This window comes from Streptomyces sp. PKA51 (assembly GCF_057552455.1).
This window is the reverse complement of record NZ_BAAJPZ010000009.1, coordinates 164,408-177,604: the sequence shown is the minus strand read 5'-3', so window position 1 is coordinate 177,604 and position 13,197 is coordinate 164,408. Positions and strand designations below refer to the sequence as shown.

14 protein-coding genes are annotated in these 13,197 nt (G+C 72.0%); 9 read left to right on the top strand and 5 right to left on the bottom strand.

From position 1 onward, the window contains the following. Window positions 1-3: 3 nt before the first annotated feature. A complete protein-coding gene (locus tag AC27L3_RS16495; RefSeq protein ID WP_487234761.1) occupies window positions 4-585 on the bottom strand; it encodes a hypothetical protein in 582 nt (193 codons plus the stop codon). An 11-nt stretch (window positions 586-596) separates the two neighbouring features. Between AC27L3_RS16495 and AC27L3_RS16490 the strand changes: the two genes are divergently transcribed. The 3 genes from AC27L3_RS16490 (at window position 597) to AC27L3_RS16480 (ending at window position 4,187) form a co-directional block, all read left to right on the top strand. Next, window positions 597-785 (top strand): hypothetical protein, encoded by a 189-nt coding sequence (locus AC27L3_RS16490; protein ID WP_487234760.1) that lies wholly within the window; start codon window positions 597-599, stop codon window positions 783-785. Window positions 786-860: 75 nt separating this feature from the next. Further along, window positions 861-2,228: an MFS transporter gene (locus tag AC27L3_RS16485; RefSeq protein WP_487234759.1), complete on the top strand. Its 1,368-nt coding sequence runs from the start codon at window positions 861-863 to the stop codon at window positions 2,226-2,228. A 168-nt stretch (window positions 2,229-2,396) separates the two neighbouring features. Further along, window positions 2,397-4,187 carry a DEAD/DEAH box helicase gene (locus tag AC27L3_RS16480; protein ID WP_487234758.1) on the top strand — a complete coding sequence of 597 codons (1,791 nt, stop codon included), beginning with the start codon at window positions 2,397-2,399 and terminating at the stop codon, window positions 4,185-4,187. Window positions 4,188-4,241: 54 nt separating this feature from the next. Here the strand turns inward: AC27L3_RS16480 and AC27L3_RS16475 are convergent, their stop codons facing one another. Further along, on the bottom strand, window positions 4,242-5,219 hold the full coding sequence (locus AC27L3_RS16475) for an LAETG motif-containing sortase-dependent surface protein (protein WP_487234757.1): 978 nt from the start codon (window positions 5,217-5,219) through the stop codon (window positions 4,242-4,244). Between the two features lie 294 nt (window positions 5,220-5,513). Between AC27L3_RS16475 and AC27L3_RS16470 the strand changes: the two genes are divergently transcribed. Continuing rightward, window positions 5,514-6,155 (top strand): IclR family transcriptional regulator, encoded by a 642-nt coding sequence (locus AC27L3_RS16470; protein WP_487234756.1) that lies wholly within the window; start codon window positions 5,514-5,516, stop codon window positions 6,153-6,155. A 109-nt stretch (window positions 6,156-6,264) separates the two neighbouring features. Beyond that, window positions 6,265-7,059 carry a S16 family serine protease gene (locus AC27L3_RS16465; RefSeq protein WP_487234755.1) on the top strand — a complete coding sequence of 265 codons (795 nt, stop codon included), beginning with the start codon at window positions 6,265-6,267 and terminating at the stop codon, window positions 7,057-7,059. Window positions 7,060-7,071: 12 nt separating this feature from the next. On the opposite strand, the gene AC27L3_RS16460 is transcribed toward AC27L3_RS16465, so the two are convergent. Continuing rightward, the gene (locus AC27L3_RS16460; protein WP_344434557.1) at window positions 7,072-7,536 is read right to left on the bottom strand and encodes an Lrp/AsnC family transcriptional regulator; all 465 of its coding nucleotides are present in this window, start codon (window positions 7,534-7,536) and stop codon (window positions 7,072-7,074) included. Window positions 7,537-7,660: 124 nt separating this feature from the next. Between AC27L3_RS16460 and hppD the strand changes: the two genes are divergently transcribed. Continuing rightward, window positions 7,661-8,803 (top strand): 4-hydroxyphenylpyruvate dioxygenase, encoded by a 1,143-nt coding sequence (gene hppD / locus AC27L3_RS16455; RefSeq protein WP_487234754.1) that lies wholly within the window; start codon window positions 7,661-7,663, stop codon window positions 8,801-8,803. A 77-nt stretch (window positions 8,804-8,880) separates the two neighbouring features. Beyond that, complete coding sequence (locus AC27L3_RS16450; protein ID WP_487234753.1) at window positions 8,881-10,290, top strand: FAD-binding oxidoreductase; 1,410 nt, start codon at window positions 8,881-8,883, stop codon at window positions 10,288-10,290. A gap of 40 nt (window positions 10,291-10,330) precedes the next feature. Here AC27L3_RS16450 and AC27L3_RS16445 read toward each other — a convergent pair whose 3' ends face one another. Further along, a complete protein-coding gene (locus AC27L3_RS16445) occupies window positions 10,331-10,747 on the bottom strand; it encodes an SsgA family sporulation/cell division regulator (protein ID WP_487234752.1) in 417 nt (138 codons plus the stop codon). A 194-nt stretch (window positions 10,748-10,941) separates the two neighbouring features. On the opposite strand from AC27L3_RS16445, the gene AC27L3_RS16440 reads away from it, so the two are divergent. Both AC27L3_RS16440 and AC27L3_RS16435 read left to right on the top strand, forming a co-directional pair. Next, window positions 10,942-12,165: an RDD family protein gene (locus AC27L3_RS16440; RefSeq protein ID WP_487234751.1), complete on the top strand. Its 1,224-nt coding sequence runs from the start codon at window positions 10,942-10,944 to the stop codon at window positions 12,163-12,165. A gap of 100 nt (window positions 12,166-12,265) precedes the next feature. Beyond that, window positions 12,266-12,793, top strand: a complete 528-nt coding sequence (locus AC27L3_RS16435; RefSeq protein ID WP_487234750.1) for an RDD family protein — start codon at window positions 12,266-12,268, stop codon at window positions 12,791-12,793. Here the strand turns inward: AC27L3_RS16435 and AC27L3_RS16430 are convergent. Continuing rightward, window positions 12,779-13,042, bottom strand: a complete 264-nt coding sequence (locus AC27L3_RS16430; protein WP_487234749.1) for a hypothetical protein — start codon at window positions 13,040-13,042, stop codon at window positions 12,779-12,781. The genes AC27L3_RS16435 and AC27L3_RS16430 overlap by 15 nt on opposite strands. Between the last annotated feature and the right edge of the window lie 155 nt (window positions 13,043-13,197).

Here is a 13,197-nt window from a genome sequence, read left to right as displayed (position 1 = left end):
GGTTCACGAACCCGAGAGCTCGGTCATCTCGGTGATCTTGTTGCCGGGGCCGATCGTCACGTCGTAGTAGTTCTGGCCCGCGCACCACTCCTTGTGGTCCGCCTTGCTCTGGTTGTCGTACTGCTGGTGGTTCGGGTCCGCGCACTCCTTGACGTGGCCGATCCCGGACATGACGGTGCCGGTGGGCTTGGCCGGACGGGTCTGGGGGCCGTCCAGGGTGAGGACGGTGACCTTGGCGTTGTCGTTGTCGAAGGCGTAGGTCCGCGTCTCGCCCTCGGGGCGGTAGAAGGCGCCCTCGTCCATCTTCGTGTTGCAGGAGACCTTGGCGTCCTGCGCGACGATGTTGTTCATCGCGCCTTCGACGAGGTTCACCTTGACGAGCTTGTGGCCCTTGGGCAGCGGGGCACAGGGGTCCTTGTAGCCGTCCTTGCCCTTGCCGCCGTTGTCGCCGGTGGGCTTCGACGGGGCCGCGCTCGCCGCGCCCTTGGAGTCGTTCTTGCCGTCGTCGTCGGTGGGTCCGCAGGCGGTCAGGGTGAGCACGCCGGACACGAGCAGTGCGGCGGCGACGGCATGACGAATGGACACGTGAATCCCCCGTGGTGGTGCTGGCTCTCCGGGCGCCGGGTGGCGCCGATCGCCAGGAAGCCTATGGGCATGATCATGGCGAAAAATCGACGGTTTGCATGATCATGATCAAGTCGCTGCAGAACCAGGACGCAGCTGTGGCCGATCCGTGGCCGACCACGGCCGACAGCCGCAGACCGAGCCCTGCACCGACCACGTGACTAGATCGCAAGACGGAGTGGATCTCGGGCTCGCGACAGGGGTCAAACCGGCCTTCGCCTCTTACTCTGAAGGCCATGACCACCACCGCCGATGCCATAGCCGGACGGTCCGCAGAGCAGGCCGAGGACGGCGTTCTCGGGCGCAGCCACCGCGCCCTCACCCTCGGCATAGTCTCCGTCGTCTCCCTCATCGCCTTCGAGGCCAGCGCGGTGAACACCGCCATGCCGGTCGCCGCCCGCGCCCTGGACGGCATCGGGCTGTACGCCTTCTCCTTCTCCGCCTTCTTCACCGCCAGCCTGTTCGCCATGGTGCTGTCGGGGGAGTGGTGCGACCGCGCCGGACCGCTCGCGCCGCTGTTCGGCGGCATCACGGCGTTCGGGCTCGGGCTGCTGGGCGCGGGCTCCGCCCAGCAGATGTGGATGTTCGTCGCCGCGCGCGGCGTGCAGGGCGCCGGCGGCGGACTGGTGATCGTCGCCCTGTACGTCGTCGTGGGCCGGGCCTACCCCGAACGGCTCCGGCCCGCGGTCATGGCCTCCTTCTCCGCCGCCTGGGTCGTCCCCGTGATCGTCGGCCCGCTGGTCGCCGGCAGCGTGACCGAGCACCTCGGATGGCGCTGGGTCTTCCTGGCCATCCCCGTCCTGATCGTGCCGCCGCTCGTCGTGATGCTGCCGGCCCTGCGCCGGATGCCCGCCGGGGACCGCAGCGACCGGCTCGACCGGCGGCGCATCGTGCTGGCCCTCGCGGTCGCCGCGGGAGCCGGACTGCTGCAGTACGCAGGCCAGGACCTGCGCCCGCTCTCCGCCGTACCGGCGGCGCTGGGGCTGGTGCTGCTCGCTCCGGCCGCGCTGCGGCTGCTGCCGCGCGGGACGTTCCGGGCCGGACGGGGACTGCCGGCGGTCGTGCTGCTGCGCGGCCTCGCGCAGGGATCCTTCCTGGCGGCGGAAAGCTTCGTTCCGCTGATGCTGGTCAGCGAACGCGGGCTCTCGCCCACGCTGGCCGGCCTGTCGCTGACCGGCGGCGGACTGAGCTGGGCACTGGCCTCCTTCACCCAGAGCCGGTCGTGGGTCGAGCCGCACCGCGAGCGCCTGATCGTCGCCGGTATGACCCTGCTGGCCGCGGCCATCGCCCTCGTCCCCACCGTGCTGATCGGCGCCGTACCGGCCTGGACGGTGGCCGTGGCCTGGGTGATCGGCGGCTACGGGATGGGGCTGACGATCTCCAGCGGCGCCGTGCTGCTGCTGCGGCTGTCGCGCAAGGGGGAGGAAGGCGCGAACTCGGCGTCGCTGCAGGTCTCCGACGCCCTCGGCAGCATCGTGCTCGTCGGCGTGGCCGGGGTGCTCTTCGCCCTCGGCGGGCGGGCCTTCGTACCGGTGTTCGCCCTGGCGGCGGGCTGCGCGCTGGTCGGTGCCTACGTGGCGACGCGACTGCGGCCGCGCGAGTAGGGCGGGGCGGACGGGGAGGACGGGGAGGACGGGGGAACGTACCCGACACGCACCGTGTTGTGACCTCGGTCCCACCGCCGGGTGAGGAGGGCCGGTCGTACCCGGTCGCCCCCGCGGACGCGGTTAGGCTGACGCGGTTGCCGATCGCCGAGCCAGCCGACGGAGACCGTGACTACCACCACCGCCCATCACCATCTCTCGCCCGCCTTCCCCGGCCGGGCCCCCTGGGGTACCGCCAACAAGCTGCGCGCCTGGCAGCAGGGCGCCATGGACAAGTACGTCCAGATGCAGCCGCGCGACTTCCTCGCCGTCGCCACGCCCGGCGCCGGCAAGACCACCTTCGCGCTCACCCTGGCCTCCTGGCTGCTGCATCACCACGTCGTCCAGCAGGTGACGGTCGTCGCCCCGACCGAGCACCTGAAGAAGCAGTGGGCGGAGGCCGCCGCCCGCATAGGCATCAAGCTCGACCCGGAGTACAGCGCGGGGCCGCTGGGACGCGAGTACCACGGCGTCGCCGTCACGTACGCCGGCGTGGGCGTACGGCCCATGCTGCACCGCAACCGCTGCGAGCAGCGCAAGACGCTCGTCATCCTCGACGAGATCCACCACGCCGGCGACTCCCGCTCCTGGGGCGACGCCTGCCTGGAGGCATTCGAGCCGGCCACCCGCCGCCTGTGCCTGACCGGAACGCCCTTCCGGTCCGACACCAACCCCATCCCCTTCGTCACCTACGAAGAGGGCAACGACGGCATCCGCCGCTCCTCCGCCGACTACACCTACGGCTACGGCAATGCCCTCGCCGACGGCGTCGTGCGGCCCGTGATCTTCCTCTCCTACAGCGGCAACATGCGCTGGCGCACCAAGGCCGGCGACGAGCTGGAGGCCCGCCTCGGCGAGCCCATGACCAAGGACGCGGTCTCCCAGGCCTGGCGCACCGCCCTCGACCCGCGCGGCGACTGGATGCCCAACGTGCTGCGCGCCGCCGACCGCCGCCTGACCGAGGTGCGCAAGTCCATCCCGGACGCGGGCGCCCTCGTGATCGCCTCCGACCAGGACTCGGCGCGCGCCTACGCCAAACTGCTGCGCGAGATCACCGGCGAGGGCCCCACGGTCGTCCTCTCCGACGACTCCGGCGCCTCCCAGCGCATCGACGACTTCTCCGCCGGCGACTCCCGGTGGATGGTCGCCGTCCGCATGGTGTCCGAGGGCGTCGACGTACCGCGCCTCGCGGTCGGCGTGTACGCGACGACGATCTCCACGCCCCTGTTCTTCGCCCAGGCCGTGGGCCGCTTCGTGCGCTCGCGCAGGCGCGGCGAGACCGCGTCCGTCTTCCTGCCGACGATCCCCATGCTGCTCTCCTTCGCCAACGAGATGGAGGCCGAACGCGACCACGTCCTCGACAAGCCCAAGAAGGAGGGCGAGGAGGAGGACCCGTACGCCGAGTCCGAGAAGGAGATGGACGAGGCGAACAAGCAGCAGGACGAGGACACCGGCGAGCAGGACATGCTGCCGTTCGAGGCCCTGGAGTCCGACGCCGTCTTCGACCGCGTGCTCTACAACAGCGCCGAATTCGGCATGCAGGCCCACCCCGGCAGCGAGGAGGAGCAGGACTACCTCGGCATCCCCGGCCTCCTGGAACCCGAACAGGTCCAGCTGCTGCTCCAGAAGCGGCAGGCCCGGCAGATCGCCCACAGCCGCCGCAAGCCCGACGCCGAGGCGGACCTGCTGGAGATCCCCGCCGAACGCCGGCCGGTCGTCACCCACAAGGAGCTGCTGGAGCTTCGCAAACAGCTCAACTCGCTGGTCGGCGCCTACTCCCACCAGAGCGGCAAGCCGCACGGCGTCATCCACACCGAACTGCGCCGCGTGTGCGGCGGACCGCCGACGGCGGAAGCGACGGCGGGACAGCTCACCGAGCGCATCACCAAGGTGCGCGAGTGGGCCACGCGGATGAAGTGACCCACGGCGCCCGACGGGCCCCGGACGCGCCTCGCGTCCGGGGCCCGTCGTGCGTCACGCCTGCTCGGCGGCCGCGGAACGGCGTCGCCGCGTCGCCACGACGAGACCGGCACCCGCGGCGATCGCGGCCGCACCGGCCACGCCGATCCACGGCGTGGCGGGGTCCGAACCGGTCGCGGCCAGCTGACCGCTCGCACTGTTCGAGCCGGACCCGCTGGCGCTGTTGCCACCGGAGGACCAGCCGCTGCCGGACGAGGCGGAGGCGGTCGGCGAAGCGGAGGCGCTGGCGCTGGCCGAAGCGGAGGCCGACGTGGTCGGAGAGGCGGAGGCCGTCGGGGACTTCGAGGTGCCGGAGGTCGGCGTCGTCCTGCCGGTGGCCGTGGGCGATGCGTTGCCGGTCGGGGCCGTGTCGTCCTTGGCGGCAAGGACGGAGAACGTCTGCTCGCCCGTGATCTTTACGTCACCCTGGTCGATCACACGGAAGATGGCGTCGTTCGCCGGCGTCGACTTCTTGAAGCGCAGCCGTACCTCGAACGTCACGGTGGTGCCCTTCTTCACCGTGTATTCGGGCAGGGCGGCCTGGAGCGTGAAGGACTCACCGTCCCTGTCGCTCTTGCTCTTGGCCACCTGCAGGTTGTTCACGCGCTGCCACGTGGCGTCCGGCGCCCGGTACTCGAGTTCGAGCGCGTAGTCCTTGACCTTCTCCATGTGGGGCTTGGCGGGTATGTAGATGGCGTGCGGCTTGAACGTCGCATCCTTGTCGCCGTTGCTGTTGTCGTACGCCAGGTAGACGACGGAACCCTTCTCGGCGCCGGCCTTGAGGGTCTTCGGCAGGCCGTACACATCCAGCGGGTTGTGGACCTCCGCGGCCTTTTCCGCCGCACCCGTCGTCGTCTGGTTCGTCTGCGTCGTCTGCTCGGTGGTCTGTCCCGTCGTGGCCGGGGCGTCGGCGGCGGTGGCCGGCGCGGCCAGGAAGAGGGCCGGGGTGATGACACCGGCCGCCACGATCGTGGCTATTCGGGAAATCTGCATGGCGATCACACTAAAGCCCCTGCAACGTCAACGGCCCCCTGGATCGCTGCACTCACGGTGGCCGGTCCGTGAAATGCCCTGTGTCCTGCCCGGATTGTGGGCAGACTCTTCCGCTGAGCGGACCGGCGGCGCTACCGTGCCGGTCACGCACACGCCCCGTGGCAGCGCCGCCGCGGAGCGCAGCCGGAACATGCGTCAAGCCGCCGGCGGCCTCTTCTCGCGCGCTGCCGGACGGGACCGGCCGGCGCAACCCCACCGTGACGAGGGGCCGCCTCTCATCGGAGGAGGGGCGTCGTGACCGCGGAGACTTCGCAGACGCTCGACAGAGGGCTCAGAGTCCTCAAATTGCTGGCCGACACCGATCATGGGCTGACCGTCACCGAGTTGTCCACCCGGCTCGGGGTCAACCGGACCGTCGTCTACCGGCTCCTGGCCACCTTGGAGCAGCACGCGCTCGTGCGCCGCGACATCGGCGGGCGGGCCCGAGTGGGGCTCGGGGTGCTGCGGTTGGGCCGGCAGGTGCATCCGCTGGTACGGGAGGCGGCCCTGCCCGCGCTGCGGGCCCTGGCCGAGGACGTCGGGGCCACCGCCCATCTCACGCTCGTCGACGGCACCGAGGCGCTCGCGGTGGCCGTCGTCGAGCCGAGCTGGACGGACTACCACGTCGCGTACCGCACCGGGTTCCGTCATCCCCTGGACCGCGGTGCGGCCGGCCGGGCGATCCTCGCCGCCCGCAGGGGCGAGGTGGACAACCCCGGGTACGCGTTGACCCATGGCGAGCTGGAGGCCGGGGCCAGCGGTGCGGCCGCGCCGCTGCTCGGCGTCTCGGGCATCGAGGGCAGCGTCGGCGTGGTCATGCTCGCCGACTCGGTGCCGGACCGGGTCGGCGCCCGGGTGATGGCGGCCGCGAAGGAGGTGGCGGACGCCCTGAGCTAGGACCTGACAGGCGCGCACACCGTGCGGTGGACGGGTCCCACCCCCGCCCGTCCACCGGCACACCGGCACCGGTAGGGCGCTCGCCCCTGCGGTGAAATAGGGTCGCAGCATGTCAGCTGCTCGCACCTCGTCCCGCCGGGCCGTCGCCATGTGCGGCGTTCTCGTCGTCGCCCTGTTCGCCGTGGTCGCGCTCGCCCCTCTGCCGTTCGTCATCGCCCAGCCGGGCACGACGACCGCGAACGTGCTCGGGGAGCACAAGAACAAGCCCGTGATCACCATCAGCGGCAAGCCGACGCGCCTGACGACCGGGCAGCTGCGCATGACGACGATCGAGGCCACCGGGCCGGACACCGAGATCCGGCTGGGCGACGTGGTCGACAGCTGGTTCCGTACCGACCGTGCCGTGATGCCGCGCGAGGCGGTCTACCCGTCGGGGCAGTCCGACCGGCAGATCGAGCAGCACAACGTGGCGGAGATGAAGAAGTCCCAGGACGCGGCCGCCGATGCCGCCCTGCGCTACCTGCACCTCTCGCCCAAGGACGTCAAGGTCGAGCTGAGCCTGGCGGACGTCGGCGGGCCGAGCGCGGGGCTGCTGTTCTCCCTCGGCATCATCGACAAGCTGGCCGGTGACGGCCGCGCCGGCGATCTGACGGGCGGCCGTGTCATCGCGGGCACTGGCACCATCTCCCCGGAGGGCGAGGTCGGAGCGGTGGGCGGCGTCTCGCTGAAGACGCAGGCGGCCGCCCGGGACGGCGCCACCGTCTTCCTCGTGCCGAAGGGGGAGTGCTCGGACGCGAAGGCGGAGCTGCCCAAGGGCATGCGGCTGGTGCCGGTCACGAGCCTGGGCCAGGCGGTGGAGGCGCTGAAGACGCTGAAGAACGACGGGGGCGGCCCCACCTGCTGACCGGCCTGCGCCTCAGTCCTGCGAGGCCTGCCGCACCAGCGGGATGATCCGCAGCGGCACCGGGTTCTCCATGACGATGGCCGTCGAGGCGCGCACGATGCCCTCGAAGGCCACCACCTTGTCGATCACCCGCTGCAGGTCGGCGTTGGAGCGGGCCACCAGCCGGCAGAGCATGTCGCCGTGGCCGGTCGTGGTGTGCAGCTCCAGTACTTCCGGCACCGTCGCGAGGTGGGTGCGGACGTCCGCGCCCTGGCCCTGCTTGATCTCCAGTGTCGCGAAGGCGGTCACCGGGTAGCCCAGCGCCGCCGGGTCCACGTCGGGGCCGAAGCCGCGGATGACGCCCTGGGACTGCAGCCGGTCCAGGCGGGCCTGCACCGTGCCCCTGGCCACGCCCAGGCGCCGGGAGGCCTCCAGGACCCCGATGCGCGGCTCCTGCGCGAACAGCTCGATCAGCCGGCCGTCCAAACGATCGATCACCCTCGCCCACCTCTCGTGGTCATCCTGCACAGATCGCCCGCATTACCGGGGGCATCGCTGAGCACATTGCCCAACGAAGACGCAAAGTATTGCGCATCTTGCGGTTCGGAGAGACGCTGCGGCCATGACTCAGACCACGGATCACGCCCCGCACACCGCTCGGCAGGCCGACCCCTTCCCGGTCAAGGGGATGGACGCGGTCGTCTTCGCCGTCGGCAACGCCAAGCAGGCCGCGCACTACTACTCCACCGCCTTCGGCATGAAGCTGGTCGCCTACTCCGGACCGGAGAACGGCAGCCGGGAGACCGCGAGTTACGTCCTGGAGTCCGGCAGCGCCCGGTTCGTGTTCACCACGGTGATCAAGGCCGCCACCGAGCACGGCCGCTTCCTGGCCGCGCACGTCGCCGAGCACGGAGACGGCGTGGTGGACCTCGCCATCGAGGTGCCCGACGCCCGGGCGGCGTACGCGTACGCCGTCGAGCACGGCGCCACCGGTCTGACCGAGCCGCACGAGGTGAAGGACGAGCACGGCACCGTCGTCCTCGCCGCCATCGCCACCTACGGCAAGACCCGGCACACCCTCGTCGAGCGCTCCGCCTACAGCGGCCCGTACCTGCCCGGCTTCGTCGCCGCCCGGCCCATCGTCGAGCCCGGCCCCCGCCGCTTCCAGGCCATCGACCACTGTGTCGGCAACGTCGAGCTCGGCAAAATGGACGAGTGGGTGGGCTTCTACAACAAGGTGATGGGCTTCACCAACATGAAGGAGTTCGTGGGCGACGACATCGCCACCGAGTACTCCGCGCTCATGTCGAAGGTCGTCGCCGACGGCACCCGCAAGGTGAAGTTCCCGCTCAACGAGCCGGCCATCGCCAAGAAGAAGTCGCAGATCGACGAGTACCTCGAGTTCTACGGCGGCCCCGGCGTCCAGCACATCGCCCTGGCCACCAACGACATCGTGGCCACCGTGCGCGCCATGCGGGCAGCCGGCGTGCAGTTCCTCGACACGCCCGACTCGTACTACGACACGCTCGGCGAGTGGGTCGGCGAGACCCGCGTGCCCATCGACACGCTGCGCGAGCTGAAGATCCTCGCCGACCGCGACGAGGACGGCTACCTGCTGCAGATCTTCACCAAGCCGGTCCAGGACCGTCCCACCGTCTTCTTCGAGATGATCGAGCGGCACGGCTCCATGGGCTTCGGCAAGGGCAACTTCAAGGCCCTCTTCGAGGCCATCGAGCGCGAGCAGGAGAAGCGCGGCAACCTCTAGCCCACGCGGCGCGCGTCCGGGCCGGTGCCGGCCGCCGCGATCTTTCCGGCGGAGCCGGCGGGTGACAAGGTGGGGTCATGGGTGATCTCATCGATCAGTTGCGCGCCGGGCTCCCCGCCGAAGCCGTCGTCACCGACCCCGACGTCACCGCCTCCTACGCGCACGACATGGCGAGCTTCTGCGCCGCCGGCGCGCCCGCCGTGGTCGTCCTGCCGCGCACCGTGGAGCAGGTGCAGCACGTCCTGCGCACCGCCACCGCGCTGCGCGTGCCGGTGGTCCCGCAGGGCGCCCGTACGGGGCTGTCCGGGGCGGCCAACGCCATCGACGGGTGCATCGTGCTGTCCCTCGTCAAGATGGACCGCATCCTCGAAATCGACGCGGTCGAGCGCATCGCCGTCGTGGAACCGGGCGTCGTCAACGCCGACCTCTCCCGCGCGGTGGCCGAACAGGGCCTGTACTACCCGCCGGACCCCTCCAGTTGGGAACAGTGCACCATCGGCGGCAACATCGGCACCGCCTCCGGCGGCCTGTGCTGCGTCAAGTACGGCGTCACCGCCGAGTACGTCCTCGGGCTGGACGTCGTCCTCGCCGACGGCCGGCTGCTGCGGACCGGCCGGCGCACCGCCAAGGGCGTCGCCGGCTACGACCTCACCCGCCTGTTCGTCGGCTCCGAGGGCAGCCTCGGCGTGGTCGTGCGGGCCGTGCTCGCCCTCAGGCCCGCACCGCCGCAGCAGCTGGCGCTGGCCGCCGAGTTCCCCTCCGTCGCCGCCGCCTGCGAGGCCGTGCGGCAGATCATGGCCGGTGGGCACGCGCCCTCCCTGCTGGAACTGATGGACCGCACCTGTGTGCGGGCCGTCAACGCCCTGGGCAACATGGGCCTGCCGGAGAGCACCGAGGCCCTGCTGCTGGCCGCCTTCGACACCCCCGACCCGGCCCCCGACCTGGCCGCGGTCGCCGAGGTGTGCACGCGGGCGGGCGCCACCGAGGTCGTACCGGCCGAGGACGCCGCCGAGTCCGAACTGCTGCTGCAGGCCCGCCGCATGGCCCTGCCCGCCCTGGAGCGGCTGCGGCCCGCCACCATGATCGACGACGTGTGCGTGCCCCGCTCGGCGCTCGCGGACATGCTGCAGGGCACCGCGGCCATCGCCCGCGAACACGGCCTGACCATCGGCGTGTGCGCCCACGCCGGGGACGGCAACACCCACCCCGTCGTCTGCTTCGACCCCGCCGACCCCGAGGAGGCCCGGCGCGCCCGGACCTCCTTCGACCGCATCATGGCCCTCGGCCTGGAGCTCGGCGGCACCATCACCGGGGAACACGGCGTGGGGCTGCTGAAGAAGCAGTGGCTGGCCGAGGAGGCCGGGCCGCTGGCCATGGAGCTCCAGCGGGGCATCAAGGCCGTCTTCGACCCCCTCGGCCTTCTCAACCCCGGAAAGGTGCTCGACGTTGCATCCCCTCACTCCATCGGGTTTCCCACCCCCACGTGAGGCGCACCCGAAGGAGCCCTTCCGCCCGCACGGCCCGCGGCTAGGCCCCCGAGGCCAGCAGCTCGCGCAGCTTCTCGTCGAGGGACAGCCACGCGCGCTCCTCACCGGGCGGCACGGCCCGCAGCGTGCGGTCCAGCCAGGCCGAGACCGCCCGCGCCGGCGCCCTGAGCAGGGCCGTGCCGTCGGGGGAGGACAGCGCGACGCAGACCACCGCGCGGTCCCCGTCGCGTCCGGGGAAGATGCGCACGTCCCCGGCGCCGGCCGCCCGGAACACCCCCTCGACCAGCAGATCTCTTGCGAACGTCCAGGTCACCGGTTGCGTGGAGGTGATGTGGAAGGTCAGGTGGACGGCGTACGGGTCGGCCGTCCGGTAGGTCAGCCGGGACGGTACGGGGATGCTGCGCTCCGGCGACAGCACCAGGTCGGTCTCCAGCTCTCGTTCCACCACGGTGTGCATGAGTGCGCCCTCTCTGCTCGGGGATCAGCATTTCCCCAGAGGGCGGAGGGCGCGATTCATGACGCGACTTCCGGCCATCGGTACGGTTCGCACGTGTGAGTGGTCCGCCGCGGGTGCGTCACGCGGGGCGGGGCGGTCTGGTAGACCTGGTGACCACCCAAGTACGGCCGAGCAGATACGGGACACCGGAGACCATGAGCGCACCCACCTCGGGATCCGCTGACAGCAGCCCCCCGCAGGGGTACTACCCGGACCCGTCGATCCCCGGCTACATCCGTTACTGGAGCGGCACCGCCTGGGTGCCCGGCACCAGCCGGCCCGCGCCCGCCGAGGGCGAGCCGATGCCCGCGCCGCCGCCCTCGGCGGTCGTCGCGCCGCGCCCGGCACCGCCCGCGCCCGCCACCCCCCGCGGGGCGGAGGAGACCGGTCCGGTGTTCCTCGACGAGGAGCCCCCCGCGGCGGCGGCCGGCGCGGCCCCGGCCACGCCGGCCCTGCCCCGGGCCCGCGACCCGCGCCTGGCCGAACTGCCCGTCAAGGAGCCGCTGCGGCCCGCGCAGCAGCCCCCGCAGCGCCCCGAGGCGGCGGCCGCCGCCGTGGAGGGCGGCCAGGGCACGCTCGACCTGCGCCCCACGGCGCACGGTGCCGCCGCCTCGCCCGCCCCCGCCGCCTCGCCCACGCCGGTGGCGGCTCCCGTGGCCTGGCCCGACCGGCGCGCCCAGGAGCCGGCCGCCGCGTCCGCCGCGCCCGCCGCCCCGGCGGAGGCCGAGGCCGCCGGGCTGCCGGCACGGCGCCCGGAGTCCGCGCCGGTGCCCCGGCAGCAGCAGCCCGTGGGCTGGGCGCAGCAGGTGCAGCAGCTGGCCCAGCAGGCGCCGCCCGGGGCGCCGTGGAAGCCGGTCGTGGACGACCCGTTCGTGCGGGCCGCGCAGGCCGCCCAGGCCCGGCCGGCCGGGCTGGGCCGGCGGCTGGCCGCCCGGCTGCTGGACACGGTGGTGCTCGGCGGCGTGGTCGGCGCGGTGGCCGTGCCGTTGTGGGCGAAGTCGGTCGAGCACATCGACGAGAAGGTCGAGCAGGCGCGGCAGACCGGGCGGACGGTGACGGTCTGGCTCCTCGACGGCACCACCGGCACGTACTTGGCCGTGGTGCTGGCCGTGCTCTTCGTCGGCGGCCTGCTCTACGAGGCGCTGCCCACGGCGAAGTGGGGGCGGACGCTGGGCAAGAAGCTGTTCAAGGTGCGCGTGGTGGACATCGAGTCGCACGACGTGGCGGGCTTCGGCGCGGCGGTGCGCAGGTGGCTGGTCTACGGGGCGCTGGGGGTGCTGGTGGTCGGCGTGCTGAACGTGCTGTGGTGCGTCTTCGACCGCCCCTGGCGGCAGTGCTGGCACGACAAGGCGGCCCGTACGTTCGTCGCGAGCGGCTGAGCCGGCCGCCTCGCCGCGTGCGCCCACCCGCCGTGGGCGTACACCCCCGAACGGCGGCCGGTCGGATGCGACGGGCATGCCGGCACGGTGTACTCGGGCCATGAGCACGGAGCCGCCGCCGTTCCCGCCACCGCCGCCCGCCGCCCCGGATCCGGCCGATCCCCTGGCCGGCATGCCGCCGCTGGGCAACCGCTTCAGGCGGCTGGTCGCCCGCATCATCGACGGCCTCCTGATCAGCGTTCCGATCAGCGTGATCTACACGTTCGCCACCTGGGACCAGGACTACGGCACCTGGGACTGGCGCAACGACCAGGGCCGTTCGACCTCACTGTCGATCATCGTCGCCCTCGTCTACTTCCTCTACGAGGGGCTGATGCTCTCGGCGCGCGGTCAGACCGTGGGCAAGATGGCGATGAGGATCCGGGTCGCGATGCTCGCCGACGGTGCGATCCCGCACGGCAGGCCGGGCTGGACGCGTGCGGCGGTGTACTCGCTGCCGGAGGTCATTCCGTGCTGCGGCTTCGTCTTCTGGCTGGTCAACGTGTTGTGGTGCACCTGGGACGAGCCGTACCACCAGTGCATCCACGACAAGGCCGCGAAGACGGTGGTGGTCTCAACCGTGCAGTGAGGCGGCCGGTGTGCGCCGGTCGGCCACGGCGCCTTCGGCGGCCGGGCATCGGCCGTGGTCGCGCCGTGTCCTCGGACGCCGCCGGGACGGTACGACGAGGGCCACGGCGACCCCCAGGGCGAGTGCGGCCAGGGCGATGACGCCCAGTGCGGCGCCCGGGGCGCCCGGTGCCAGCAACAGCATGGCCAGGGCGGCGCAGACGACGGTGGCCGATCCGTACGCGATCTGTGCAGGAGCCGGACGCGGCATGGCGGGATCCGTCCTCAAGGCATCAAAGGCGTCAGCGGACAGGGGAGGGGATCGAGTCGTCGGTACATACCGCTGGTATGTACCGCCTTCGACTCTACGAGGGTCTTTGCCCTGACGGAACGGGCGGTAAGCGTGACCTAACCCACGGTACCGGG